Here is a 25,111-nt window from a genome sequence, read left to right on the forward strand (position 1 = left end):
GAAAACACTCCTCTTATTTCTTTAGCTCTCCCATTAACTGTTCTTCATTCCATACTTCAATGTTCAGCTCTTGCGCTTTTGTCAGCTTGCTTCCCGCCGCTTCTCCGGCGATGACCAAGTCTGTGTTTTTGCTGACGCTGCCAGTCAGCTTGCCACCGAGCGCTTCGATTTGCGCTTTGGCATCGTTTCTTGACAGTTGTTCCAGCTTTCCTGTCAGGACAATTGTTTTACCGGCAAAGTAAGAATCGCTGTCCTCTGCTTTTACTTTTTTCGGGCCCTTATAGAGTGTGTTTACACCCAATTCCTGAAGTTCATTCAAGAGATCAAGCATTTCTTCTTTATGAAAATAGGTGATGACCGCGTCAGCCATTTTTTCACCGATTTCATCTACCGCGAGAAGTTCCTCTTTAGAGGCTTTTTTCAGGTTCTCCAGGCTTTCAAAATGCATGGCGAGCGTCTTTGCAGCCTTCGAACCGATAAAGCGGATGCCGAGTCCGAATAGCAAGCGCTCTAACGAATTTTCTTTTGATTTTTGGATAGAGCTGATCAGGTTTTCTGTGGACTTTTCGCCCATGCGTTCGAGCTGAATGACCTGTTCCTTCGTCAGCTTATACAAATCCGCGACATTGCGGACGAGGTTCTCCCCAAACAGCTGTGTGATCACTCGTTCGCCAAGCCCGTCAATGTTCATGGCATTGCGGGAAACGAAATGGATCAGCCCTTCTCGGATTTGCGCCGGACATTCAGGGTTAATGCAGCGAAGTGCCACTTCTCCTTCGATACGGACGAGTTCGCTTCCGCATTCAGGACATTCCGTCGGCATGCTGAATTCCTTTTCTTCTCCTGTGCGCTGTTCAACGAGGACATTTACGACTTCCGGAATGATATCGCCCGCTTTTTTGACGACGACCTTATCCAATATCCGAATGTCCTTCTCTTTAATTAAATCTTCGTTATGAAGGGATGCTCTTGAGACCGTTGTGCCGGCAATTTTTACCGGCTCAAGAATCGCAGTCGGCGTAATCACACCCGTTCTGCCGACATTTAATTCGATATCGAGAAGCTTTGTCACGACCTCTTCAGCAGGAAATTTATACGCGATGGCCCAGCGCGGGCTTTTCGCCGTAAAACCAAGCTCTTCCTGCTGATCAAGGGAATCTACCTTAATCACGATGCCGTCAATTTCATATGGAAGGTCAGCGCGCTTAGCCTGAAACTCATCGATCAGCGCAATGACTTCTTCTATGCTGCCGCATTTTTTTCGTTCCTGGTTCGTTTTAAATCCGATTTCGTCGAGAAAATCAAGCCCCTGGCTTTGCGTCTCCACACCCATCTCATCAAGCTCCGCTATACTGTAGACGAAGATATCAAGATTTCGTTTCGCTGCAATTTTCGGATCGAGCTGTCTGAGTGATCCCGCGGCGGCATTTCGCGGATTGGCGAACGGTTCTTCTTCGTTTTTGATCCGTTCCTCATTGAGCGTTTCAAACGAACGCTTTGGCATATACGCCTCGCCGCGCACTTCGATTGACAGATCACGTTTCATTTTAAGCGGAATATTGCGGATCGTCTTCAGATTCTCCGTAATATCCTCTCCCGTCGTTCCGTCACCCCTTGTGGCCCCTCTGACAAAATAGCCGTCTTCATAACGGAGAGAAACAGCAAGACCGTCTATTTTCAGCTCCACATTATACGCCACATCGTCACCGACGGCCTGGCGCACCCGGCGATCGAAATCACGGAGATCGTCGGCGTTAAAGGCGTTGCCTAAACTGAGCATCGGCGTGCCGTGAGTGACTTTTTGAAACGCTTCAAGCACGGCTCCGCCCACACGCTGCGTAGGAGAGTCAGGCGTTCTGAGGTCTGGGTGCTCCTCCTCGATCGAAATCAGCTCCTGCATCAATCTGTCGTATTCGGCATCAGGGACGCTCGGTTCATCTAAGGTGTAATATTCATAGCTATACTTGTTGATGGTGCGGCGCAGTTCGTCTGCCCGCTGCTTCGCTGTTTCTTTGTCCATCTGCTTCTTCCTTTCCTCTTCAATTACTGCTTTTCAATGGGAGCGAATGCTGCTAACAGGCGTTTCACGCCGACAGGGCTCGGGAAGGCAATATCGAGCTCCGTTCCTTCTCCTTCGCCTTTCACACTGACGACAGTTCCTGTTCCCCATTTTTTATGGCCCGCCTTATCTCCGACTGCCCAGTTTAAGGTGTCGCCGCCTGTTTTGCTGGCGTAGGATACCGGACGTGAAACAGGGCCGCGTCTCGGCTGCATTTTTCTCGCAGACGGCGCTCTCGTTTCTTTGTTCTCATTTAGGTTTTCCAATAAATCATCCGGTATTTCAGCAATAAAGCGAGATTCCGGGTTCATATTTGTTCGGCCAAACAAGGTGCGCATTTTAGCGTTGGTCAGATAAAGCTCCTGCTCCGCCCTTGTAATCCCAACGTAAGCAAGACGGCGTTCTTCTTCCATTTCCGCTTCCTCCATGAGAGAACGGCTGTGCGGGAAGACGCCTTCTTCAAGCCCCATCAAGAAAACAACCGGGAACTCCAGTCCTTTTGCGGCGTGCAGTGTCATCAGGGTAATTGCATCCTTGCCGCCGGACTCCTCTTCTTTCTGATCAAGCTGATCGATGTCTGCGATCAGCGCCAAGTCTGTCAAAAACGCAACAAGTGTCTTGTCTTCACTTTTCTGTTCAAAGTTTTTCGTAACAGACAGGAACTCGTCGATGTTTTCTAAACGGCTTTGGGCTTCGATTGATTTCTCGGCCTTCAGCATTTCTCTGTATTCCGTTTTATCAAGAATTTCTTCTGTCAGCTCTGTAATGGATAAATAATCCTGCATATTGGTCAGGTTCTCAATCATCTGTCTGAAACTGTCGAGCGCGTTGGCTGCCTTGGCGCTGACACCGATAAAATCGACCTGCTGAATCGCTTGGAAAAAGGACAAGCCGTTCATCGCCGCATACGAAGCGATCTTTTCAAGTGATGTCGCGCCGACTCCGCGCTTCGGCACATTGACAATACGCGTGAAACTGATATCGTCATCCGGATTGGATACAAGACGCAGGTACGCGAGAATGTCTTTAATTTCTTTTCTGTCATAGAACTTTGTGCCGCCGACAATGTTATAGTTCAAGCCTGCTTTGAGAAGCGTTTCCTCAATCACACGCGACTGCGCATTTGTCCGGTACAAAATGGCGATATCCGACAGCTTCCGCTTGCCTGTGCTGTGAAGCTGATGAATTTTACCGGCCACAAACTGTCCTTCGCCGAACTCATTATCTCCGCGGTAATAAGAAATTTTGATGCCTTCATCGTTTTCCGTCCACAAATTTTTCGGTTTACGGTTTGAGTTGTTTTTGATGACCTCGTTAGCCGCGCGCAAAATCCGTTTCGTTGAACGGTAGTTTTGTTCAAGCAGTATCACGCTCGCGTTCGGATAATCTTTCTCAAAGGAAAGAATGTTGGCGATGTCCGCTCCGCGCCATCTGTAGATCGACTGGTCAGAGTCCCCAACAACGCAAAGGTTCTGGAAGCGCTCCGCAAGCTGCTTCACGAGCATGTATTGGGCTCTGTTCGTATCCTGATACTCATCGACGTGGATGTACTGGAATTTGCGCTGATAAAATTCAAGCACTTCCGGCACACGGTCAAACAGTTTAATCGTTGTCATAATTAAATCGTCGAAATCGAGCGACTGGTTTTTTAAAAGCTTCTTCTGATAATCAACATACACATCGCTGACCACCTGATCGTAGTAGCCGCCGGCAACTTTAGAGAATTCCTCCGGTTCGGTCAATTCGTTTTTGGCACTGCTGATCGTGCCGAGGATGCTTCTTGGGTCAAACTTCTTTGGATCAAGATTGCGCTCCTTCAAAATTCCCTTGATCACTGAAAGCTGGTCAGCCGTATCAAGGATGGAGAAATTGCGGTTGATCCCAATCCGGTCGATATCTCTGCGCAAGATCCGCACGCACATGCTGTGGAATGTAGAAATCCAGATATCGTCCGCACCCGGTCCAAGAATGCTTTCCACACGTTCTTTCATTTCGCGTGCCGCTTTATTTGTAAATGTGATCGCCAGAATATTCCACGGCGCCACATGCTTTTCCGCCATTAAATAAGCGATTCTGTGTGTCAGGACACGCGTCTTTCCGCTTCCCGCTCCGGCCATCAGCAAGAGAGGCCCGTCCGTTGTTTTGACAGCTTCCTGCTGAACAGGGTTTAGTCCGCTTAATAATTGATTGCTAATGTAATTCAAAATTTGTTCACCCGCCTATACAAAACATATGTTCTATCATAAACCAAATCCGTTCAATTTACTACTCGCCTTTCACAGCCACTACTGTTTTCAAAGCCCGGTCAAAATCCTCATACACCGCATTGCCTACAACGATCACGTCGGCATGCTCTGCATATTGCTTTGCCGTTTCCGCATCCTTGATGCCGCCGCCGTAAAACAAGGTGGACGTTTCCAATACAGCCTTCGTTTTCTTCACGGCTTCTATGTCTCCAAGCACGCCGCTGTATTCTAAATAAAAAATCGGAAGATGCAGCAGCTCAGACACACGCGCATAGGCGACAATATCGTCAATACTCAGATCGGCTTGCGCTTCAGTCAATGCCGCGGCTTTGCAATCCGGATTTGCAATGCAGTAGCCTTCCGCCACGATTTCTTCCATAGACATCAGTTCTCCGAATTCCTTCATGGCTCTCTGGTGCATTCCGACAATCCAGTCCGCATTTTTACTATTTAATACACTCGGAATAAAATATAAGTCAAAGCCGGGAACGATCGCTTCAATCGCTGACACCTCAAGGACACACGGCACTAAAAACCGTCTCACCTTAGACATCATCCGCAGGACATTGTCCTCTGTCACACCATCGCTTCCTCCGATTATGACCGCATCCGTTCCTGATTCACAAAGAATCTCCAGCTGTTCATCAGGCAAATCTTTATTTGGATCGAGTTTAAAGACATGCTTCCACTCCGTTACATCGTACACGTCATACGTTCCTCCATTCGTTTGTTACCATTTAAACATTATAACAAATTCACATAGCGCGGAAAAACGGAAAAAGCCGTTAATCTCGTTATTCACTGAAAAAGGTGTTTTGATTCTTTTTTCATAAAAAAAGAGAGCGCTCATGAGCATTCGTATGACATGTGGAAGCACCTGCGCTGTAAGTCCCCCAAAAGAGTTTCTGTAATTTCTTCCGTCCAAACTGTTATTGTTTGGAAAGCGTTCAACTGTGGAAATGATTACATAAAAAAGGGAGGCTGACAGATGGAAACCATCATCATTGCACTCATCGCATTTATCATCGGGATCATTGCCATCCCCATCATTTTGTTTGTCTGGATCTACATAAAGGATGAAAAACAGCAGGAGCATTCGATCCTTCGCAACTATCCTGTGATCGGAAGGTTTCGATATATCCTTGAAAAAATCGGGCCGGAGCTCAGGCAGTATTTATACAGCAATGACAATGAGGAGCAGCCCTTTTCCAGAAAGGAATATGAACAAACCGTCATCTCAGGCAAATACAAAAGCAGAATGATGGGCTTTGGATCTGTAAGAGATTTTGACAAACCGGGCTATTATATCCGTAACGCTCTGTTTCCGAAACAAAAAGAAGAATTGCGTGTAAACCAAACGCCTAAAATTGAAACCCAAATCTATCAACTCGATGCTGACAATCTGTTCAAACGCAAGGAACACGCCGAGCACATCAAGGCCGATCCGTATTTTCTCCACCCTGATGATGTACAGGTGATCGGCGAGCATACATGCGAGCAGCCTTTTTATGTGAAGGGATTAGTCGGCCAGTCTGCCATGAGTTACGGTTCTCTTGGAGAACGGGCAATTACAGCGCTCTCAAAAGGGCTTCATCAGGCAGGCGGCACTTGGATGAATACCGGGGAAGGGGGATTATCTGAGTATCACTTAAAGGGAGGCGCCGATATCATTTGCCAAATCGGGCCGGGTCTTTTTGGTGTGCGCAAAAGAAACGGGGAGTTTTCGTGGGAGGAGTTTAAAAGAAAAAGCAGGCTCGACCAAATTAAAGCGTTTGAGCTAAAGCTGGCGCAAGGAGCCAAAACCCGCGGCGGCCATGTGGATGGCGCCAAGGTATCAGAGGAAGTGGCAGACATACGGAATGTTGAACCCGGGAAGTCGATTGACAGTCCGAACCGCTTTCATGAATTTTCAAGCATTCCTGACATGCTCGACTTTATTGAGAAACTTAGAGATGTCGGACAAAAGCCAGTCGGGATCAAACTTGTCGCAGGCCATCCTGACGAATTACACGAGCTTTTTTCTTATATGAAGAAAAGCGGAAAGCATCCAGATTTTATCACGATCGACGGGAGTGAAGGCGGTACCGGCGCTTCCTTTTATGAGCTCGCTGACACAGTCGGCCTTCCGATTATGACAGCACTGCCTCTTGTTGATACGCTGCTTAAACAATACGGCTTGCGCGGCCAGCTGAAGATCTTTGCTTCCGGGAAGCTCCTGACTCCTGACAAAATCGCGGTTGCCTTAGCCCTCGGCGCTGACTTTGTTAACATTGCACGCGGCATGATGTTTTCGGTCGGCTGCATCCGCGCTCTCGTATGCCACACCAACACTTGTCCGGCAGGTGTGGCGACAACAGATCCCAAACTGCAAAAAGCACTAAGCGTCGAGGAAAAGCAGCACCGTGTCTGCAACTACGTCATTTCGCTGCGCGAGGGGCTGTTTAACCTCGCTGCCGCAGCCGGCATTAATTCGCCGATCCACTTTTCCAAGGAGCATGTTGTCTATCGAAAAGAGGATGGCAGCATCGTCGACATCGACAAACTCATTCACCAATTTGTTTCATAAAGAAACCGCCCTTGCCGAACGGCAGGGCGGTTCTTTGTTATTTCGAAGAAGACTCTGTTTCCGTCTCCTTCACACGGTCAAGCGCCATTTCATAAGCGTCATTACCGTAATTTAAGCAGCGTTTCACACGGGAAATCGTAGCTGTGGAAGCGCCTGTTTCTGTTTCAATCTTATGGTACGTGTTTCCTTCGCGAAGCATGCGCGCCACTTCAAGGCGCTGAGCCAGCGATTGAATTTCGTTAATTGTGCAAAGATCATCGAAGAACCGGTAACATTCCTCCAGGTCTTTCAGCGATAAGATCGAGTTGAATAACTGGTCCAGCTCTTTGCCGCGTAATTTATCGATTTGCATCGTTACACACCTTCTCCTTTACTAATGGAAGCCGCATCGAGATCAGGCACGATATTAATCCAAGTCTTTCCTGGCACAAACGGCAGCCATTTGCCGTCTTTCACCGGCACAATTCTTCCGTTTACTTGTTTCCAGTCTGTCTCAATGACGTTTCCGTGCTGAAACAACAGACCTTTCCCTCCTGATTCTAGATCGATGTCCCGCCTTCCATCTTGATCAATAGTATGATGGCTGGCTTCAACAATGAAAATATTTTGCATTGCAACCGGCTTTCCGGTTTCCCGGTCTGTCGTTATGACACCATCAGAGCTTCTTTTATAAGCTTCAGCTTTTTTATCATAGTTGTATTCGACAAGATTTGTAACGTTCTTTGTTCCATAATCTACCCGAACATTGTAAGATTCATTTACAGGTTTTGCTTCTGATGTTTGAAACAGCAGCGGATCTGTTTTCCGCTTCAGCTCATATCCCTTTTGTTCCGCCGCCTTTTTTATGTAATCATAAGACGTGTAGGAATTGTGGGGCGGTTTGCTGAAATCGGCTCTCCAAAATAAGCTTCCGTCAAAATCCAATCCGTTAATATAATCGGCAGCTCCGGATTCCAGCTGCTCTTTGGCGCCGGGACTCCAGCCGTGATGGACAAATATGCTGTCAAAGCCATTGCTGAGAGTGACGAAATATTCCCGCGCGCTCCGCACAGGGCCGACAGTTTCAGGCATCTGGCTTTGAAAAATGGCCAGAAATCTTGTAATTTGCCCTTCGGCAAGCGCTTCTATGACAACGTCGGCTTTAGACAGTCCTGACTGCGGCCTCGCCTTCGGGTGATTGTTCACCACAACAGCAACAGGCCGGCGTTCAGTCACCTTCTGTTCAGTCGCCAATCCCGTCAAAGGAGCTTTCGGCTTCTTTGCAGAATCAGGGACAGCATCCTTCTGCTGACAGGATACAAGCAGAAAAAACACGAAACACAGCACGCAAACTGTCATCCATTTTTTCATATGTCGGCTCCCCGCTCTTTTATATTTTAACGCATTATCGATGGAAAGAGTACAGTTTTTTTCATGACGTCGAAGATTCCTCTCGGCGTAATGCGTATATACGGAAGGTGCGTACTTTGCAAAAAGAGCAGCGTATAGACGGGATCACAAAATTCGTAGCCTCTTTCAGTCAAAAGATCTTTCAGCTTTTGTTCCTTCTCAAGTACATCTTCATACGTTTCCGAAGAGGCACAGCCGCACAGCGCAAGCGGAATTTCATGCAGAATGTTCCCGTTTTCCGCAAGAACAATTCCTCCTCCGATTTCTTTCATGCGAGCGAAAGCGAGCAGCATATCCGCTTTATTTTTTCCAATCGCGACAATATCCCCCGTCGTCGTAAAGGAGCTCACAAATCCCTGCACGCTTGAGGCAAACCCTTTTATCATCGTATTGACGCGCCATTTCCCATGTTTGTCAAGCATCGTCAAATAACTTTCATCATGGTCAAACGAGAGCTGCTCCATCGAATTGTCGATCTCAATCATATACGGCTCCATAATGACCGCATTCCGCATTTTCACGCCCATCGGCATCGAAAACTGTAAATCATCCATCGTCATATCATATGAAAGCTCAAGCGGGACAAGACCGCCTTTGTTCCAGTCCGTCTTTGTAAACGCCTTCATATCACTGCCGTCTTCACGAAGGATAATCCCTTTTGACAGAACGGTCACAGGATTCGGATTTAACGGATCTTCAAGTATGTTCAGCGATGCCAGTCTTCCCGGTCCGACAACTCCTAAATAGTCATCCATTTGGTAATACTTCGCGATATTAAATGATGCCATATTGTAGGCATCGATTGCCGGAACTCCTTCTTCTAACGCGATGCGGATCAGCTCGTTTGTCACGCCGCCTTTATAGAAATTCGGCGTCGCGCCGTCTGTCGTATAAAAGAAGTGGTCATAATAGCGGAAGCCCTTCTCATGCAGCTCCTGCAATATGTTTCTTACATCAGGGCGAATGGAAGAGTTCCGAAGGGAAACATAGTAGCCCAGTTCCAGCCTTCTCATCACTTCATCACCTGTCATCGCTTCATGATCACAATCCGCTCCGAACAGCTTCATTTTTGTAAGCGTTTTATCTGAAGCGCCGGGAAAATGCCCTTCAATACGTTTCCGCTGTTTCTTTGTAGCTTGCATGCAGTGAAGCATTAAATCATCACCATCTACCAAACGAGGCCATCCGGTCATTTCTCCGCCTTGAATGACATCCGGGTGTTCAATCCACTGTTTTCTGACGTCAAACGGAAGAACGTGATCCTCGTTCAAAACCTCGGTCTGGAGGTCATAGCGTGACCACCAAAAATACTGGACCGGCTGCTTTTTGAGTTCATTTAAAATCGTAAGCGCTTTCTTTTTTCCGCTTTGTAAAAGCAAAAATAAGTTATCATTCACAAATGTCGTTGTTCCGTATTGAGACACATATTCCGCCAGCGTTTGGGGATTATATATTTGAAAAGGATGTGCGTGCGGTTCGATATACCCTGGCACAATGTATTTTCCTTCACAATCAATCGTATGAATTTCTTCGGCTCTATTCGGAAGTTCATGACCTACATAAACAATACGGTCCTGATAAATCCAAATGTTTTTTTTCAGCCATTGTTTTACATATGGATTTAAGACAAGAGCATTCCGTAAAAGGAGCGTTGGAAGCAGCTTTGAGTCTACAACATCAACCTGTGCCCTGATGTCTTTGTTTTTCCAGTTAAAGGTGCGTTCGGACATTCACATACTCTCCTTTACATGTATTAGACTCATGTTATCACATCCTTACTCATCACGCACGATAAAAACGTTACAAATTTTTGAAGGTTCAATTTAAAAAACTTTTTCAAGTAAAAAGGAGCGGATTTCCATGAAGCCAAACATCAGTCTCATCAATGCCGTCTTCAGAATCGCCTGCGGACTGACGATTATGTCAGCCGCCAGCGCAAAGTTTACGAAAAAGCCTTGGTGCAGAATGCACCTCTTTTACATCTTTATGGGGGCCTTGAAAGCAGGTTCGGGAATCTTGCGCTTCTGCCCTGTGACCTACATGTTTCAAAGCGGCGCTATCGGAATTAACGAACAAGAGCATCAAGACAGATAAACGGAAAAGCTTGATCACAAAACATGATCAAGCTTTTTCTCATGACATCCCGTTGTCTTCATATAGAGATACCCTGCGGCTGCCAGCGCTGCCGGATAAAGGAGTGCCCAGCCGCTGAACGTGTAAATCACTGCGCACGCCATAAACGCCCCGAACGCCATCCACCAGCCTGAATCTCTCCATTTCAGCAGTTTCAGTGCTGCTGCCATTGTACATATGTAAGAGGCAATGAATGCCGCACTCGGCCCTTTTAACAGAGCCGTCAAATCGATTTGAAACAAGCCATGCGCCGCAAGCACTAAGCCAAACACTGCGGCCAGCACTATCAATACACGGATAGGCGTATGTTTTGTCTCACTGAGTTTCCCGAAATATAAGGGGATGTGCCCCTCTCTCGCTAATGCGTATACCATTCGGGAAAAACCCGCAATATTGGCGTGAATGGTGGCGAATGTAATAAACAGTGCTAAACATACCGTTACATATACTCTGCTTTCCCCGGCTCCTTTTGAGATAAGCATCGCAAGCGAGGCGATTTCTCCATTCTCTCCATAGGAATGAGTCCCTATCGTGACAAAAGACAGCATGATATACAGCCCTGCCACACACGCCGCTGCCAAGAACAAGCTGAGCGGGACATCTTTCTCAGGGCGATGAAATTCCTCAGCCAATGGGGTAATCATTTCCCAGCCTACAAAAGAGAAAAAAATCATAACAGAAACAGACCCTGCGGCAGACCAGCCATGCGGAAGTAACGGCTTAAATTCTGCTATCCTGACGTGAGGCAATGACACGGCAATAGAAGCGACAAGCAGAAATACGATGACACAAATGACGAGTGTACTGATGTTTGCAGATAGTTGAATGCCTCTTATATGAAGCAAAATGGAGACAGCCAGCATGCAACCTGCAATTAAAGTAATCTGCCAATCCGAAGCCTCTGTAACGTAACTGACGTAATGCGCGCCAGTCAAAGCGATGACAGGAACGCCGATCGGAACGGACCCTAACATGATCCAGCCCAAAATCGCTCCGGCTTTTTTCTGAAAAGCCAGCTGCACATAAGCCGTGATTCCTCCCGCGCTGGGCGCTATTTTCACAAGCCGGGCCAGCGTGCCGACAAGAAGAAAAGATAAGAAAGACATGAACACCCAAACAAATAAAGAAGCGGGACCGGCTGCGTCAGCAGTGACAGACGGCAGGATTAATATCCCGCAGCCTAAAACGGCCCCAATCGTTAATGCCGTCCCTTGAATCCAAGTGATAGAACGCTGCAATTCTGGCAACATGATGCCTCCTCTTCCGTTGATGGATTTATTATAAGAAAAATAAGACGGCATCCATATGCTACAATTAAGCTAAATCAACAGCATCACCTTATGATAAAAGGAATTTTCACGAATTTGCTTAAACATGTAAAGGAGCCAGACAAATGGACGATACAGACCTTCAAATTCTCTCGCACTTGCAGCGAAATGGCAGATTAACGATGGTTGAGCTGGGAAAGCTTGTCGGACTCAGCTCACCAAGCGCGGCGGAACGTGTCAGAAAGCTGGAAGACAGAGGAGTGATTACCGGCTACAGCGCGAATATCTGTTACGAAAAACTAAACAAGCACGTAACGGCTTTTATCCTGATGGAGCCGAAAAGCTGCAAACACTATGCCGCCTTTGCTGCAGCGCACCCGGATGTGACAGAAAACCACCGCATTACAGGGATGTACAGCTATGTGACAAAAGTGGTGACAGAATCAGTACATACGCTTGAAGATTTTATTGACGCTTCGATGGCCCACGGAAAACCGACTACGCTGGTTGTGCTTTCTTCTTCCGCTCACCACCCCGCTTTTGTATAAAAAAACCCGCAGCTTAATCTGCGGGTTTTCTACATTTTATTTTTGGGCAGCTTTTAAAGCGCGTGCCCCAATGTCTTTTCTGAAAAAGAGTCCCGGCTTGATGATCTCATCAACGGCTTTGTACACTCGGTCTCTCGCCGCTTCAAACGTTTCATCAAAAGCAGTCACATTGGCGACGCGGCCGCCGTTTGTGACGAACTCTCCGCCTTCTGCTTTCGTTCCGGCATGAAAGACCACAACCTGCTCAGTTTCCGCTGCAAGGCTGCCGATCGGCGTGCCTTTTGCGTAGCTTTCCGGGTACCCTTCTGAAGCAAGCACAACACTCACTGCCGCAGTATCCTTCCATTTCAAGTCAACTTCCTTATCTTCTAAAAGATCAAGAAGCACTTGTACCAGATCAGATTCCATGCGCGGAAGTACGACCTGTGTTTCCGGATCGCCAAAGCGGGCATTAAATTCAATGACCTTCGAGCCGGTTTCAGTGAGCATCAATCCCGCGTACAAAACGCCAGTGAAGGAACGGCCTTCTTGTACCATTGCTTTTGCAGCGGGCTTGACGATTGTTTCTACGGCATGGCGGACAGTTTCTTCCGAAATTTGCTGAACTGGAGAGTAAGCGCCCATTCCGCCCGTATTCGGGCCTTTGTCTCCATCAAACGCCCGCTTGTGATCCTGGGCAATCACCATTGGATACACCTTTTCCCCTTTGACGAATGCCATAAGAGAAAACTCTTCGCCGGAAAGAAATTCTTCAATGACAACAGACGCGCTCGCATCACCGAACTTTTCATCCTCAAGAAAATCATGCAGACATGCAATCGCTTCTTCCTCTGTCATTGCAACGGTTACGCCTTTTCCAGCCGCAAGTCCATCCGCTTTTATGACAATCGGAGCGCCTTTTTCCTGCACATATGCCTTTGCCTCTTCAAAGGATGTAAACGTGTCGTATTCTGCAGTCGGAATGTCGTATTTCTTCATTAAATCCTTAGCGAACTGTTTGCTTCCTTCGATGATCGCAGCGGCTTTTGACGGGCCGAATACACGCAAACCGGCTTTTTCGAATTCATCAACCAGACCTTCAATTAAAGGAACCTCAGGGCCGACAATGGTCAGGCCGACCTGATTTTCTTTTGCAAACGAGACAAGCCCGGCGTGGTCGCTCTCCTCAATGTTTACAAGCTGTGCGGAAGCTGCCATTCCGTCATTTCCCGGAGCGGCAAATACCGTATCAACGAGGCTGCTTTGCGCCACCTTCCATGCCAGCGTATGCTCTCTTCCGCCTTTACCGATAATGAATACATTCACGTCGTTTTCATCCCCTTAATGTTTGAAGTGTCTAATACCGGTGAATACCATAGCAATGCCGTACTCATCCGCTTTTTTGATGGAATCCTCATCACGTACAGATCCCCCCGGCTGAATGATAGCCGTAACGCCCGCTTTTGCCGCTTCTTCAACAGTATCCGGCATTGGGAAAAATGCATCAGATCCAAGTGCGCTGCCTTTCGCTTTTTCTCCTGCTTGCTCAATGGCAATTTTCGCTGATCCGACGCGGTTCATTTGGCCTGCTCCAACGCCGACTGTCATGTTGTCCTTTGTGAGAACGATCGCATTTGATTTCACATGCTTTACGACTTTCCAAGCAAGCTTCAAGTCTTCCCACTCTTGCTCGTTCGGCTCTCTTTTTGTCGGAATGCTGATCTCAGCATCATCAAAGCCGTGCATATCTAAATCTTGAATCAGCAGCCCGCCTTGAACGGATGTCAGCTGTTTTTCTTTTTGAACGGCAGCTGTCACATCAAGCGTCAGCAGACGAAGATTTTTCTTCGCAGTCAGGATGTCAAGCGCTTCTTGGCTGAATGAAGGCGCAATGATGATTTCTAAGAAAATGTTGTGAAGCGCCTCTGCAGTTGCTTTGTCCACTTCACGGTTCAGCGCGATAATGCCGCCGAAGATAGATGTTTTATCCGCTTCAAATGCTCTGTCAAACGCTTCTGCGATCGTTTTTCCTGTTCCTACGCCGCAAGGATTCATATGCTTTACGGCAACCGCAGCCGGCTCAGTGAATTCACGAACGATTTGAACTGCTGCATCCGCGTCTTTAATGTTGTTGTAAGAAAGCTCTTTTCCGTGGAGCTGTTCTGCTTGCGCAATAGATCCTTTAACAGGAAGCGCGCTTTGGTAGAATGTTGCTTCCTGATGCGGGTTCTCTCCGTAGCGAAGCGATTGTTTTTTCTCAAATGTTACAGTGAATTGTTCCGGTTCTTTTTCACCGACAACATCTGTCAGATAATCAGCGATCAGTGCATCATATGCCGCAGTATGACGGAATACTTTTGCCGCCAGCTCGCGTTTTTTCTGGAGTGATACGCCGCCTTCTTCTTTGATTTGATTCAGCACTGGGCTGTAATCCGCCGGATCAACGATAACCGTCACATCCTGATGGTTTTTTGATGCCGCACGCAGCATGCCCGGGCCGCCGATGTCGATATTTTCAATCGCATCTTCATATGTGACATCTTCTTTAGAAATCGTTTCTTTAAATGGATAAAGGTTGACGACAACGAGGTCAATCGGCTGAATCCCGTGTTCATTGATCTGCGCCATATGCTCTTCATTGCCGCGAACTGCCAGAAGACCGCCGTGAATATTCGGATGAAGTGTTTTTAGCCGTCCGTCCATAATTTCAGGAAAGCCTGTCACTTCAGAAATTCCGATGACATTCACACCGTTTTCTTGAAGAAGCTTTTTCGTTCCGCCTGTTGAAATGACTTCAACGCCAAGCTCTGTTAATTCTTTTACGAAAGGAACGAGATTTGTTTTATCTGAAACACTGATTAATGCACGTTTAATGGTCATGCCTTTTCACCTCTGTTATTTAATCCTAATAGCTGTTTAATCACACTCGGATACCATTTATGCTCAAGCTTGTGAATCCGCTGTTCAATTGTTTCCAATGTATCGTGTTCGTCAATTTCGATTGCCTTTTGAGCGATGATCGGGCCTGTATCCATTCCTTCATCGACATAATGCACGGTGATCCCGGCAACCTTCACACCCGCGCGGTACGCCTGTCCGACTGCATCAATCCCAGGAAACGCGGGAAGCAGCGACGGGTGAATGTTGATGATTTTTCCTCCGTATGCCTGAAGCAGCGTGTCACCGATCAGCCTCATATAACCGGCAAGAACAATCAATTCAACGTCATGAAGGCGAAGCTGTTCAATAATGGCCCGTTCAAATGCGGCCTTGTTTTCATAAGACTTCGGCTCAAATGCAAAGGATGGAATATGGAACATTTCCGCCCGTTCGATGACTTTCGCCTGCGGTTTGTCGCAAACGAGGAGCGATACGGACGCATCCCAGTTCTCCTCTTTCAAACGCGTGACGATGGCTTCGAAGTTTGAACCGTTTCCGGATGCAAATACCGCAAACTTTTTCATGAAAGTGCCGCACCGCCGAATGTGACGCCTTCTCCTTGTTTCACACGCCCGATCAAATAGGCTTTTTCACCTTGGCTTTCAAGCGTTCCGATCACATCTGTCAGATGCTCTTCTTTGACTGCCAAAACAAAGCCGATCCCCATATTAAAGACGTTGAACATGTCTTCTTCCTTCAGCTTGCCATACTCTTGCAGGAAAGAGAAAATTGGCGGGATCGGCCATGAGCCGTTATCGATTTCCGCACTTAAACCTTCTGGAAGCATGCGCGGGATATTTTCGATGAATCCTCCGCCTGTCACGTGCGCCATGCCGTCGACTTTTCCGCTTTTCACCGCCGCAAGCACAGGCTTCACATAAATTCTTGTCGGTTCAAGCAACTCCTCGCCAAGGGGGCGGTCAAACGGTTCGTATGTTTTATCAAGATCCAGCTCCGCATCATCCAAAAGCACTTTTCTGACAAGGGAAAATCCGTTGCTGTGAAGGCCGCTGGAGCTCAGGCCGATCAAAAGATGACCTTCTTTGATGTTTTCTCCAGTCACGATTTCGTCCTTTTCCGCCACTCCGACTGAGAAACCGGCAATATCGTATTCATCAGCTGTATATAGTCCCGGCATTTCAGCCGTCTCGCCGCCAACTAAGGCTGAACCTGACTGCTCACAGCCGTCTGCTACACCTTGTACGATCTGCTCAATTTTCACAGGGTCCGCTTTGCCGACCGCTAAATAATCAAGGAAAAACAGCGGTTCTGCACCTTGTGCCAGCACATCATTGACACACATTGCAACAGCGTCCACGCCAATCGTGTCATGCTTATCCATGGAAAAAGCTAGCTTTAATTTTGTGCCGACACCGTCCGTTCCCGAAATTAAAACAGGTTTTTGATAAGAAAGCTCAGACAGGTCAAACATGCCGCCAAAACCGCCAAGGCTGCCCATTACGCCAAGCCGTTTTGTGCGCTCTACATGTTTTTTCATTCGTTTTACAGCTTCATATCCGGCTTCGATGTCAACTCCTGCGTTTTTATATGCTTCAGACATCCTATTCACTCCTTTAAGGCGCTTTTCAAAATATCTCCCCGAACGAGGGCAGAATGAGAAAGGCAGCCGAACTGCGCTGCCTTTATGTCATTTTCAAGTTTTATTTGGTTAATACCGCTTCTTTTACATGAGGAAGCACTGTATCCTGATAAATTTCAGTCGGATATTTTCCTGTAAAGCAAGCGAGACACTGTCCGCAATTAGAGTCATCGTATGTTCTGCCAATGCCTTTCAGCAGCCCTTCCACACTCAAAAATGAGAGGGTGTCGGCTCCGATTTCCTGACGGATTTCTTCAACAGAATGGGAAGACGCGATTAGTTCTTCATGTGTAGAAGTATCAATGCCGTAAAAGCACGGATGAGCGATCGGCGGTGAACTGATTTTGACATGCACCTCTGTCGCACCCGCTTCTCTGAGCATCGTGACAATCCGGCGGCTTGTTGTTCCGCGCACGATAGAGTCATCTACCATGACGACGCGTTTGCCTTCCACAACCCCGCGCACCGCAGACAGCTTCATTCTGACGCCTTGCTCGCGCAGAGCCTGAGACGGCTGAATAAACGTTCTCCCGACATAGCGGTTTTTGATTAAGCCAAGCTCGTACGGGATGCCTGTTGCTTCTGCATAGCCGATTGCCGCAGAAATACTGGAATCCGGAACCCCTGTTACGACGTCAGCTTCAACTGCGGATTCCTGAGCCAGCATTTTCCCGAGGTTTTTACGCGCACTGTGCACGTTAATGCCGTCAATGTTGCTGTCAGGCCTTGAGAAATAAATGTATTCCATACTACAGATGGAACGGTTGATATTCATGGAAAAACGCTCTGATTTCATGCCTTCATCATTGATGATCAGCATTTCGCCCGGTTCTACCTCACGAAGATACGTTGCGCCGACCACATCAAATGCGCATGTTTCTGATGCGACAACATAAGCGTCGCCCATCATTCCGATTGACAGCGGTCTAAGCCCGTTCGGGTCAAGCGCGACAATCATTTCTGTTTCGGTCATGATCAAGAACGCGTAAGCGCCTTTCAACATGGAAAGCGAGTTTTTAATTTGATCCTTCAGCGTGAAGTGGCCGCTTCTTTTGATCAGGTGAGCCAAAACCTCTGTGTCCGAAGAGGTCTGAAAAATGCTCCCTTGATTTTCAAGCTGCTGCTTCAGCTGAGTGGCATTGACGAGATTTCCGTTATGGGCAAGCGCCAGGCTGCCGTTGTTTTGGGACCGGAAGAGGAGCGGCTGAACATTTTCATATCCGCCGCCTCCAGCCGTCGCGTACCGAACGTGCCCGATTGCGCCTTTCCCCTTTACTTTGCTGAGCTCTCCGTTTTGAAACACTTCAGTGATCAGGCCTTGGCCTTTGTGCGCCGTCAGTTTTTCACCGTCAGTTGCTACAATTCCCGCGCCCTCCTGTCCTCTGTGCTGGAGGCTGTGGAGGCCGTAATATGTGATTTGCGGGGCTTCTTCATGTCCCCAAATCCCAAAAACGCCGCATTCTTCATTTAAGCCTTTGATTTCAGCAAGCATGGGATAGCTCCTTTCCATGCGCGCTCAAGCTCTTTCGTTTGCGCATGAATCAATTGTTGTCCGTCTTGGTTTTGAATCGCCAGAAGTCCGTCAGCTGTTACCTCACCGATATGAACCGCATCTTTCACCGCTGCTTCAAACGCTGCTTGATGTTCTTTTTTCACAGATACGACGAAGCGGGATTGAGATTCAGAGAATAATAACGCTGCCTCTCCTTCAACAGTCACGTTTGCGCCAAGGTTTTCCGTCGTCATGACACTTTCTGCAATCGCTACGCCTAAGCCGCCTTCAGACACATCATGCGCAGATTGAACGAAGCCTTTTTTAATTGCGTCAAGCAAAGCTTTTTGGCGTGACAGCTCTACATTAAGATCGATTTGCGGCGCTTTGCCGTAAATGCTGCCTTCTGTCATTTTTTGCAGCTCACTACCAGCAAACTCAGGTTTTGTTTCACCGATCACGTAAACGAGATCTCCCGCTTGTTTGAAATGCTGTGTTGTAATGTGTGCTGTATCTTCAATTAAGCCGACCATGCCGATAACAGGTGTCGGGTAGATCGCTGTGCCGTTTGATTCGTTATAAAGCGATACGTTTCCGCCGATAACCGGTGTGCTGAGAACATTGCACGCCTCACTGATGCCGTCAGCCGCTTTTTCGATCTGCCAGAAGATTTCCGGTTTTTCCGGGTTTCCGAAGTTAAGGTTATCTGTGACGGCAAGCGGTTCTGCACCTGAGCAAATGATGTTGCGCGCTGCTTCAGCGACAGCGATTTTTCCGCCGACTTCAGGATCAAGATAGAGATAACGGGCATTACAATCTGTCGTCATCGCCAGCGCCTTTTTCGTTCCGCGGATTCTGAGAACACCTGCGTCAGACCCAGGAGCGACAACTGTATTCGTCCGCACCATGTAGTCATACTGATCGTAAACCCATTCTTTACTTGCGATCGTCGGCTGCTGGAGGAGGGCCTTCAGCGTTTCATTGGCATCATCAATTTGAGGAGCCGGAACGTCTGTCTCTAAAAACTCGCGGTAGTATGCAGGCTCTTGAGAAGGCTTGTGGTAAACCGGTGCTTCTTCTGCCAAGGCATCAACAGGCAGCTCGCACACTACCTCTCCTTTATGTGTCAGGCGAAGCATTTTATCATCTGTCACACGCCCGACAGAAACCGCTTCAAGATCATACTTGTCAAAAATATCGATGATTTCCTGCTCACGTCCGCGTTCGATAACCAAAAGCATCCGTTCCTGTGATTCAGAAAGCATCATTTCATAAGCGGTCATGCCTGTTTCACGCTGAGGAATCAGGTCAAGATTCATCTCAATACCAGAACCGGCTTTACTTGCCATTTCGGCACTTGAGCTTGTTAAACCGGCAGCTCCCATATCCTGAATGCCGACTAACGCATCACATTGGATGACTTCCAGACATGCTTCAAGCAAAAGTTTCTCCATAAACGGGTCGCCCACTTGAACAGCAGAGCGCTTTTCTTCAGACGAATCAGACATTTCTTCAGAAGCAAACGTAGCGCCGTGGATTCCGTCACGCCCTGTTTTCGCTCCTACGTACATCACTGTGTTGCCGACACCCTTTGCCTGGCCTTTTTTGATGTCTTCATGATTAATTAATCCGACGCACATTGCGTTGACGAGCGGATTTCCTTCATAGCTGCTGTCAAACTGCACTTCTCCGCCGACTGTCGGGATCCCGATACAGTTGCCGTATCCGGCGATTCCCGCTACTACTTCTTCAAACAAGTACTTCACGCGCGGTGAAGTCAGTTCACCAAATCGAAGAGAGTTCAATACAGCGATTGGACGGGCACCCATTGAGAATACGTCACGGATAATGCCGCCTACGCCAGTCGCAGCGCCTTGGTAAGGTTCGAGAGCTGATGGGTGGTTATGTGATTCAATTTTGAACACAACCGCTTGGTTATCACCGATATCAACGATTCCGGCGCCTTCCCCCGGACCTTGCAGCACGCGCTCTCCGCTTGTCGGGAATTTACGCAGAATCGGCTTTGAGTTTTTGTAGCTGCAATGCTCTGACCACATGACAGAAAAAATCCCGATTTCTGTGTAGTTCGGCAATCTTCCAAGAATGGATTCAATCAATGCAAACTCATCATCACTGACACCCATTTGCTGATACAGTTTCTCTTCTTTTATTTGTTCTTTACTTGGTTCAAGCAGTAGTGACATGAGTTTCCCTCCAATTTTTCACGATAGACTGAAACAATTTAAGACCGTCGGCGCTTCCAAGCAGTTCATCGACCGCGCGCTCAGGGTGAGGCATCATGCCTAATACGTTGCCTTTCTCATTCACGACACCGGCAATGTCGCTGACGCTTCCGTTAATATTGGAGCCGTATGTGAAAGCAATTTGATTGTTTTCTTTCAATGAAGCAAGCGTTTCGTCATCACAGTAGAAATTTCCTTCACCATGGGCAACCGGGATGGTAATCGATTGTCCCTTTTCATAGGAAGATGTGAATAATGTTTTGTCGTTCTGCACAATTAATTCAACCGGACGGCAAATGAACTTCAAATCTTTGTTGCGTCTCATTGCGCCTGGCAGAAGGCCAAGCTCCTGTAAAATCTGGAATCCGTTGCAGACGCCAAGAACAGGTTTTCCTTCAGCCGCCGCCTGTTTGACAGCTGGCATAATATTCGCAAATCGGGCGATAGCGCCGCATCTCAAGTAGTCGCCGTAAGAAAATCCTCCCGGGATTAACACGCCGTCGAAGCCGTCAAGGCTTGTTTCCTCATGCCAGACGTATTCCACTTCATGGCCGAGCTCATCCTTTACAGCATGATACATATCGATATCACAGTTGGAGCCGGGTAACACAATCACCGCAAATTTCACTGTGCGACTACCTCCTCAACCTCGTATCTGTAATCTTCAATCACTGTATTCGCAAGAAGTTTTTCGCACATTTCTTTTACGAGCGCGTCAAGATCACGGTCTGATTTTTCAATGGTAAGCTCCATGTATTTCCCGATGCGCACATCTTGAACCTCGTTGTAAGTCATACTGTGCAAGGCATGCTGGACAGCGCTCCCTTGTGGATCTAGTACACTTTCTTTTAAGCTGACATAAATTTTTACTTTATACATGATGAATGCCTCCCAGTCTTTTGAAAATCTCTTCGTATGCGTCGGTTAAGCTTCCCAGATTGCGTCTGAATAAATCTTTGTCCAGCTTTTCGTTCGTGTCTTTATCCCACAAGCGGCATGTGTCAGGTGAAATTTCATCCGCCAAAAGCACTTTCCCGTCTGCATCTAAACCGAATTCAAGCTTGAAATCTATTAATCTGACATGACAATCGTCAAAAATGCTTTGAAGCTCTTCATTTACTGTTTTTGTAATGGACTTAATGGTTTCTACCTGTTCAGGAGTCGCCGCTTTTAAGAGCCAAATATGATCTTCTGTGATGAGCGGATCACCCAGCGCGTCATCCTTGTAGTAAAACTCGATAATCGGCTGTTCAAGCTCCGTGCCTTCTGGAATGCCGAGACGTTTGGACATGCTTCCTGCCACAACATTTCTGACGACGACTTCAAGCGGCACAATCGTTACCTTTTTAATGAGCTGCTCTGTTTCTGAAATGCGCTCGATAAAATGGTTGTTAATGCCTTTAGCATGAAGGTGTTTGAAAATTAAGCTTGAAATCTCGTTATTTAAGCGCCCTTTCCCGCTGATTTCTGCTTTTTTCTCGCCGTTAAAGGCAGTGGCGGAGTCTTTATACACGACATACAGCGTGTTTTCGTCATCGGTTTTGTAGATCTTTTTTGCTTTTCCTTCGTATAAAAGTTCTTTTTTCACAATATTCACGGAAGGCCTCCTAACCCGAATGTTGGGAATTTTCAAACTGCGGCGGCATAGAAGAAGCCGCCTAACAGCTTCTTCTATGCTAAACCTAAACGTTCAAAGATCAGATCAACATTTTTCAGATGGTAGTTGTAATCAAAGCAGTCAGCAATTTTTTCCGGAGAAAGACGGGAAGTGATTTTCTCTTCCGCTTCCACAAGCTCACGGAACGGCACTTGTTTTTCCCACGCTTCCATTGCCTTCGGCTGCACTGTATCATAGGCTTCTTCACGAGTCAGGCCTGTGTCAATCAAAGCAAGCAGCACGCGCTGAGAGTAGATAAGGCCGAGTGTGCGGTCCATGTTGCGTTTCATGTTTTCCGGGAAGACCGTTAAGTTCTTCACGATGTTAGAGAAGCGGTTCAGCATGTAGTTCAGCGCGATTGTCGCATCCGGAAGAATAATCCGTTCTGCTGAAGAATGAGAAATATCGCGTTCATGCCATAATGGAACATTTTCGTAAGCCGTCATCATGTAGCCACGAATGACGCGCGCCATGCCTGTCATGTTTTCAGAGCCGATCGGATTGCGTTTGTGCGGCATTGCAGATGAACCCTTTTGCCCTTTCGCGAAAAATTCCTCAACTTCGCGTGTCTCACTTTTTTGCAGTCCGCGAATTTCCACTGCGAATTTCTCGATGCTTGTCGCGATCAAAGCAAGTGTCGCCATATAGTCAGCATGGCGGTCACGCTGAAGGGTTTGAGTCGAAATCGGTGCTGCTTTCAATCCGAGCTTCTCACAGACATATTGCTCAACAAATGGATCAATGTTCGCATATGTGCCGACAGCGCCGGAAATCTTCCCAACCTCGATGCCTTCTTTCGCTTGTTTGAAACGCTCAAGATTACGTTTCATTTCTTCATGCCAAAGCGCAAGTTTTAAGCCGAATGTTGTAGGCTCAGCATGTACGCCGTGTGTGCGCCCCATCATGACTGTGTATTTATGTTCTTTCGCTTTTTCTTTTATAATGTCAACAAATCTCTCAAGGTCCTTGAGCAGAATATCGTTTGCCTGTTTTAATAAGTAAGAAAGAGCAGTATCAACAACGTCAGTTGACGTTAAGCCGTAGTGCACCCATTTTCTTTCCTCGCCCAGTGATTCGGAAACGGCGCGTGTAAAAGCGACAACGTCATGGCGCGTGTCCTGTTCGATTTCTAAAATGCGGTTAATGTCAAATGACGCGTTCTCGCGCATGAGCTTTACGTCTTCTTTCGGGATGACGCCAAGTTCCGCCCATGCTTCACAGGCAAGAATCTCCACCTCTAGCCACGCTTGAAATCTGTTTTCATCCGTCCAAATCGCGGACATTTCAGGTCTTGAATAACGTTCGATCATTCTGCTTGTCCTCCGTCTCTATTCATCCATTTATTTGTGATCTCCTGAATCCAGTGGTCTTCAGGTTGCTTCATAAATGTAATATGCCCCATTTTGCGGCCTTTTTTGATTTCGTGTTTTCCGTATATATATAGCTTTGCTTCTTTTAAAAGCTCCGGCTCCTCCTCAACAAGCTTCACTTCATCGCCGAGAAGATTCACCATCATGCCTGGCTTCAGCAAATCTGTTTTCCCAAGCGGAAGGCCGCATATCGCTCTGATATGCTGTTCAAACTGGCTCGTTTCGCAAAGGTCCAGCGTATAATGCCCTGAATTGTGCGGCCTTGGCGCCAGTTCATTGACCAAAAGCTCTCCGTCTTCTGTCAGGAACATTTCAACAGCAAGCGGTCCGACAAGGTTAAGCTCTTCTGCAAGCTTAACGGCCAGCTCAGCAGCCTTCTTCTGAATTCCTTCCTCCACCCGTGCAGGCACGATGCTTTGAAAAAGAATATTGTTGTGGTGAATGTTTTCAGCTGCCGGAAATGTTGAAATTTCGCCGTTTACCGATCTGATGACGATAACCGACAGTTCCATTTCAAAAGAAACCCAGCTTTCAAGAATGCAAGTTCCATGCTCTAAAAGAGCGGCAGCCTGCTCAATTTGCGCCTCTTCCTTGATGACAAATTGTCCTTTGCCGTCGTATCCGCCGCGGCATGTTTTGAGCACTGCGGGAAGCCCAAGCTCCTGTACAGCCTGTTTCAGTTCATCCTTTGTTTTGACGATGCTGTACGGCGCGACTTCACAGCCCGCGGCTTGTATTGCTTTTTTCTCTGTTTCACGGTTTTGGGTAATGAGCAGCAGCTCACTTCCTTGCGGGAGATACGCATGATCTTTTAGCCAATGCAGCGCATCATAGTCGATGTTTTCAAACTCATACGTGATGATGTCGCTGATTTCCGCCAATTTTCGAATCGCTTCACGGTCATTATAATGAGCGGTAATTTCGACATCCGCAACCTGCCCGCACGGCGAATCTTTCACCGGATCAACGACTGCGACTTTATACCCCATTTGTTTGGCGGACACAGCCATCATTTTTCCAAGCTGGCCGCCGCCGATAATGCCGATTACAGCTCCCGGATAGATGATTTGATTAGACAAGCTGATCACTGCTTTCTAACACCGTCTGTTTTGTATTTTCTCTTCTCTCATCCAGCTTACGGGCAAGATCTTCGTCAAAAGCTGACAAAATTTGCGCCGCTAACAGGCCTGCGTTCACAGCGCCCGCTTTGCCGATGGCTGTTGTCGCAACAGGCACGCCTCCAGGCATTTGGACGATGGAAAGAAGTGAATCCATTCCGTTTAGCGCCTTGGACTGAACCGGAACTCCGATGACCGGCAGTGTTGTTTTCGCAGCCGTCATCCCCGGCAGATGCGCTGCTCCTCCGGCACCAGCGATAATCACCTTGATGCCTCTCTCTCTGGCAGTTTCAGCGTATTCAAACATCAAATCAGGCGTCCGGTGAGCGGAAACGACCTTTTTTTCGTACGGAACATTGAGTTCGTCAAGAATATCGCATGCGTTTTTCATTGTCTCCCAATCGGAAGTGCTTCCCATGATGATTCCTACTAGCGGCTGCATTCTGTTCCCACCTTCTAATGCTTTAGTTTTCAGAAAATAAAAAATACCCGCTCTGCATTGC

Annotated in this window: 22 protein-coding genes; 3 read left to right on the forward strand and 19 right to left on the reverse strand. The window is 47.4% G+C overall.

The window, feature by feature from the left end; translation table 11 throughout:
* Positions 1-13: 13 nt before the first annotated feature.
* From ligA to pcrB, 3 genes are all read right to left on the reverse strand, one after another.
* Positions 14-2,020 (reverse strand): NAD-dependent DNA ligase LigA, encoded by a 2,007-nt coding sequence (gene ligA, locus KHQ79_RS16895; RefSeq protein WP_225516193.1) that lies wholly within the window; start codon positions 2,018-2,020, stop codon positions 14-16.
* Between the two features lie 23 nt (positions 2,021-2,043).
* Positions 2,044-4,263 carry a DNA helicase PcrA gene (gene pcrA / locus KHQ79_RS16900; RefSeq protein ID WP_225516195.1) on the reverse strand — a complete coding sequence of 740 codons (2,220 nt, stop codon included), beginning with the start codon at positions 4,261-4,263 and terminating at the stop codon, positions 2,044-2,046.
* A gap of 61 nt (positions 4,264-4,324) precedes the next feature.
* Positions 4,325-5,011, reverse strand: a complete 687-nt coding sequence (pcrB, locus tag KHQ79_RS16905; RefSeq protein WP_225516197.1) for a heptaprenylglyceryl phosphate synthase — start codon at positions 5,009-5,011, stop codon at positions 4,325-4,327.
* A 282-nt stretch (positions 5,012-5,293) separates the two neighbouring features.
* Here pcrB and KHQ79_RS16910 point away from each other — a divergent pair, with 282 nt between their 5' ends.
* Positions 5,294-6,871: an FMN-binding glutamate synthase family protein gene (locus KHQ79_RS16910; protein ID WP_225516199.1), complete on the forward strand. Its 1,578-nt coding sequence runs from the start codon at positions 5,294-5,296 to the stop codon at positions 6,869-6,871.
* A gap of 37 nt (positions 6,872-6,908) precedes the next feature.
* Here KHQ79_RS16910 and KHQ79_RS16915 read toward each other — a convergent pair whose 3' ends face one another.
* Genes KHQ79_RS16915 through KHQ79_RS16925 form a run of 3 tightly spaced genes read right to left on the reverse strand, consistent with a single transcriptional unit; the run spans position 6,909 to position 9,990 of the window.
* Positions 6,909-7,223, reverse strand: coding sequence for a YerC/YecD family TrpR-related protein (locus KHQ79_RS16915; RefSeq protein ID WP_003219429.1), 315 nt, complete (start codon positions 7,221-7,223; stop codon positions 6,909-6,911).
* A gap of 2 nt (positions 7,224-7,225) precedes the next feature.
* The gene (locus tag KHQ79_RS16920; protein WP_133488831.1) at positions 7,226-8,221 is read right to left on the reverse strand and encodes a DUF3048 domain-containing protein; all 996 of its coding nucleotides are present in this window, start codon (positions 8,219-8,221) and stop codon (positions 7,226-7,228) included.
* Between the two features lie 26 nt (positions 8,222-8,247).
* The gene (locus KHQ79_RS16925; RefSeq protein ID WP_225516201.1) at positions 8,248-9,990 is read right to left on the reverse strand and encodes an adenine deaminase; all 1,743 of its coding nucleotides are present in this window, start codon (positions 9,988-9,990) and stop codon (positions 8,248-8,250) included.
* A gap of 130 nt (positions 9,991-10,120) precedes the next feature.
* Between KHQ79_RS16925 and KHQ79_RS16930 the strand changes: the two genes are divergently transcribed.
* Complete coding sequence (locus KHQ79_RS16930; protein WP_225516203.1) at positions 10,121-10,354, forward strand: YgaP family membrane protein; 234 nt, start codon at positions 10,121-10,123, stop codon at positions 10,352-10,354.
* 14 nt (positions 10,355-10,368) lie between these two features.
* On the opposite strand, the gene KHQ79_RS16935 is transcribed toward KHQ79_RS16930, so the two are convergent.
* Entirely contained in the window at positions 10,369-11,643 is a 1,275-nt protein-coding gene (locus KHQ79_RS16935) for an APC family permease (RefSeq protein ID WP_225516205.1), read from the reverse strand.
* 143 nt (positions 11,644-11,786) lie between these two features.
* On the opposite strand from KHQ79_RS16935, the gene KHQ79_RS16940 reads away from it, so the two are divergent.
* On the forward strand, positions 11,787-12,209 hold the full coding sequence (locus KHQ79_RS16940; RefSeq protein WP_225516207.1) for an Lrp/AsnC family transcriptional regulator: 423 nt from the start codon (positions 11,787-11,789) through the stop codon (positions 12,207-12,209).
* Between the two features lie 36 nt (positions 12,210-12,245).
* Here the strand turns inward: KHQ79_RS16940 and purD are convergent, their stop codons facing one another.
* From purD to purE, 12 genes are all read right to left on the reverse strand, one after another.
* Positions 12,246-13,514 carry a phosphoribosylamine--glycine ligase gene (purD, locus tag KHQ79_RS16945; protein ID WP_225516209.1) on the reverse strand — a complete coding sequence of 423 codons (1,269 nt, stop codon included), beginning with the start codon at positions 13,512-13,514 and terminating at the stop codon, positions 12,246-12,248.
* 15 nt (positions 13,515-13,529) lie between these two features.
* Complete coding sequence (gene purH, locus KHQ79_RS16950) at positions 13,530-15,068, reverse strand: bifunctional phosphoribosylaminoimidazolecarboxamide formyltransferase/IMP cyclohydrolase (protein ID WP_004397693.1); 1,539 nt, start codon at positions 15,066-15,068, stop codon at positions 13,530-13,532.
* The gene (gene purN, locus KHQ79_RS16955; protein WP_225516211.1) at positions 15,065-15,652 is read right to left on the reverse strand and encodes a phosphoribosylglycinamide formyltransferase; all 588 of its coding nucleotides are present in this window, start codon (positions 15,650-15,652) and stop codon (positions 15,065-15,067) included. The genes purH and purN overlap by 4 nt, the downstream gene beginning before the upstream one ends.
* Entirely contained in the window at positions 15,649-16,689 is a 1,041-nt protein-coding gene (gene purM / locus KHQ79_RS16960; protein WP_133488817.1) for a phosphoribosylformylglycinamidine cyclo-ligase, read from the reverse strand. Before purM ends, purN begins: the two co-directional genes overlap by 4 nt.
* A gap of 100 nt (positions 16,690-16,789) precedes the next feature.
* Positions 16,790-18,220: an amidophosphoribosyltransferase gene (gene purF, locus KHQ79_RS16965; RefSeq protein ID WP_060398068.1), complete on the reverse strand. Its 1,431-nt coding sequence runs from the start codon at positions 18,218-18,220 to the stop codon at positions 16,790-16,792.
* On the reverse strand, positions 18,196-20,424 hold the full coding sequence (gene purL / locus KHQ79_RS16970) for a phosphoribosylformylglycinamidine synthase subunit PurL (RefSeq protein ID WP_225516213.1): 2,229 nt from the start codon (positions 20,422-20,424) through the stop codon (positions 18,196-18,198). The genes purF and purL overlap by 25 nt, the downstream gene beginning before the upstream one ends.
* Positions 20,408-21,091 (reverse strand): phosphoribosylformylglycinamidine synthase subunit PurQ, encoded by a 684-nt coding sequence (gene purQ, locus KHQ79_RS16975; RefSeq protein WP_004397716.1) that lies wholly within the window; start codon positions 21,089-21,091, stop codon positions 20,408-20,410. The genes purL and purQ overlap by 17 nt, the downstream gene beginning before the upstream one ends.
* Entirely contained in the window at positions 21,088-21,342 is a 255-nt protein-coding gene (purS, locus tag KHQ79_RS16980; protein WP_004397717.1) for a phosphoribosylformylglycinamidine synthase subunit PurS, read from the reverse strand. The genes purQ and purS overlap by 4 nt, the downstream gene beginning before the upstream one ends.
* Positions 21,335-22,060 (reverse strand): phosphoribosylaminoimidazolesuccinocarboxamide synthase, encoded by a 726-nt coding sequence (purC, locus tag KHQ79_RS16985; protein WP_225516215.1) that lies wholly within the window; start codon positions 22,058-22,060, stop codon positions 21,335-21,337. Before purC ends, purS begins: the two co-directional genes overlap by 8 nt.
* Positions 22,061-22,134: 74 nt before the next feature.
* Entirely contained in the window at positions 22,135-23,430 is a 1,296-nt protein-coding gene (gene purB, locus KHQ79_RS16990) for an adenylosuccinate lyase (RefSeq protein WP_019257664.1), read from the reverse strand.
* A complete protein-coding gene (gene purK / locus KHQ79_RS16995; RefSeq protein ID WP_225516217.1) occupies positions 23,427-24,569 on the reverse strand; it encodes a 5-(carboxyamino)imidazole ribonucleotide synthase in 1,143 nt (380 codons plus the stop codon). Before purK ends, purB begins: the two co-directional genes overlap by 4 nt.
* Entirely contained in the window at positions 24,562-25,050 is a 489-nt protein-coding gene (gene purE / locus KHQ79_RS17000; RefSeq protein WP_004397721.1) for a 5-(carboxyamino)imidazole ribonucleotide mutase, read from the reverse strand. The genes purK and purE overlap by 8 nt, the downstream gene beginning before the upstream one ends.
* Positions 25,051-25,111: the final 61 nt, after the last annotated feature.

It is taken from the genome of Bacillus sp. TSO22 (genome assembly GCF_020223595.1).
Lineage (GTDB): Bacteria > Bacillota > Bacilli > Bacillales > Bacillaceae > Bacillus > Bacillus inaquosorum.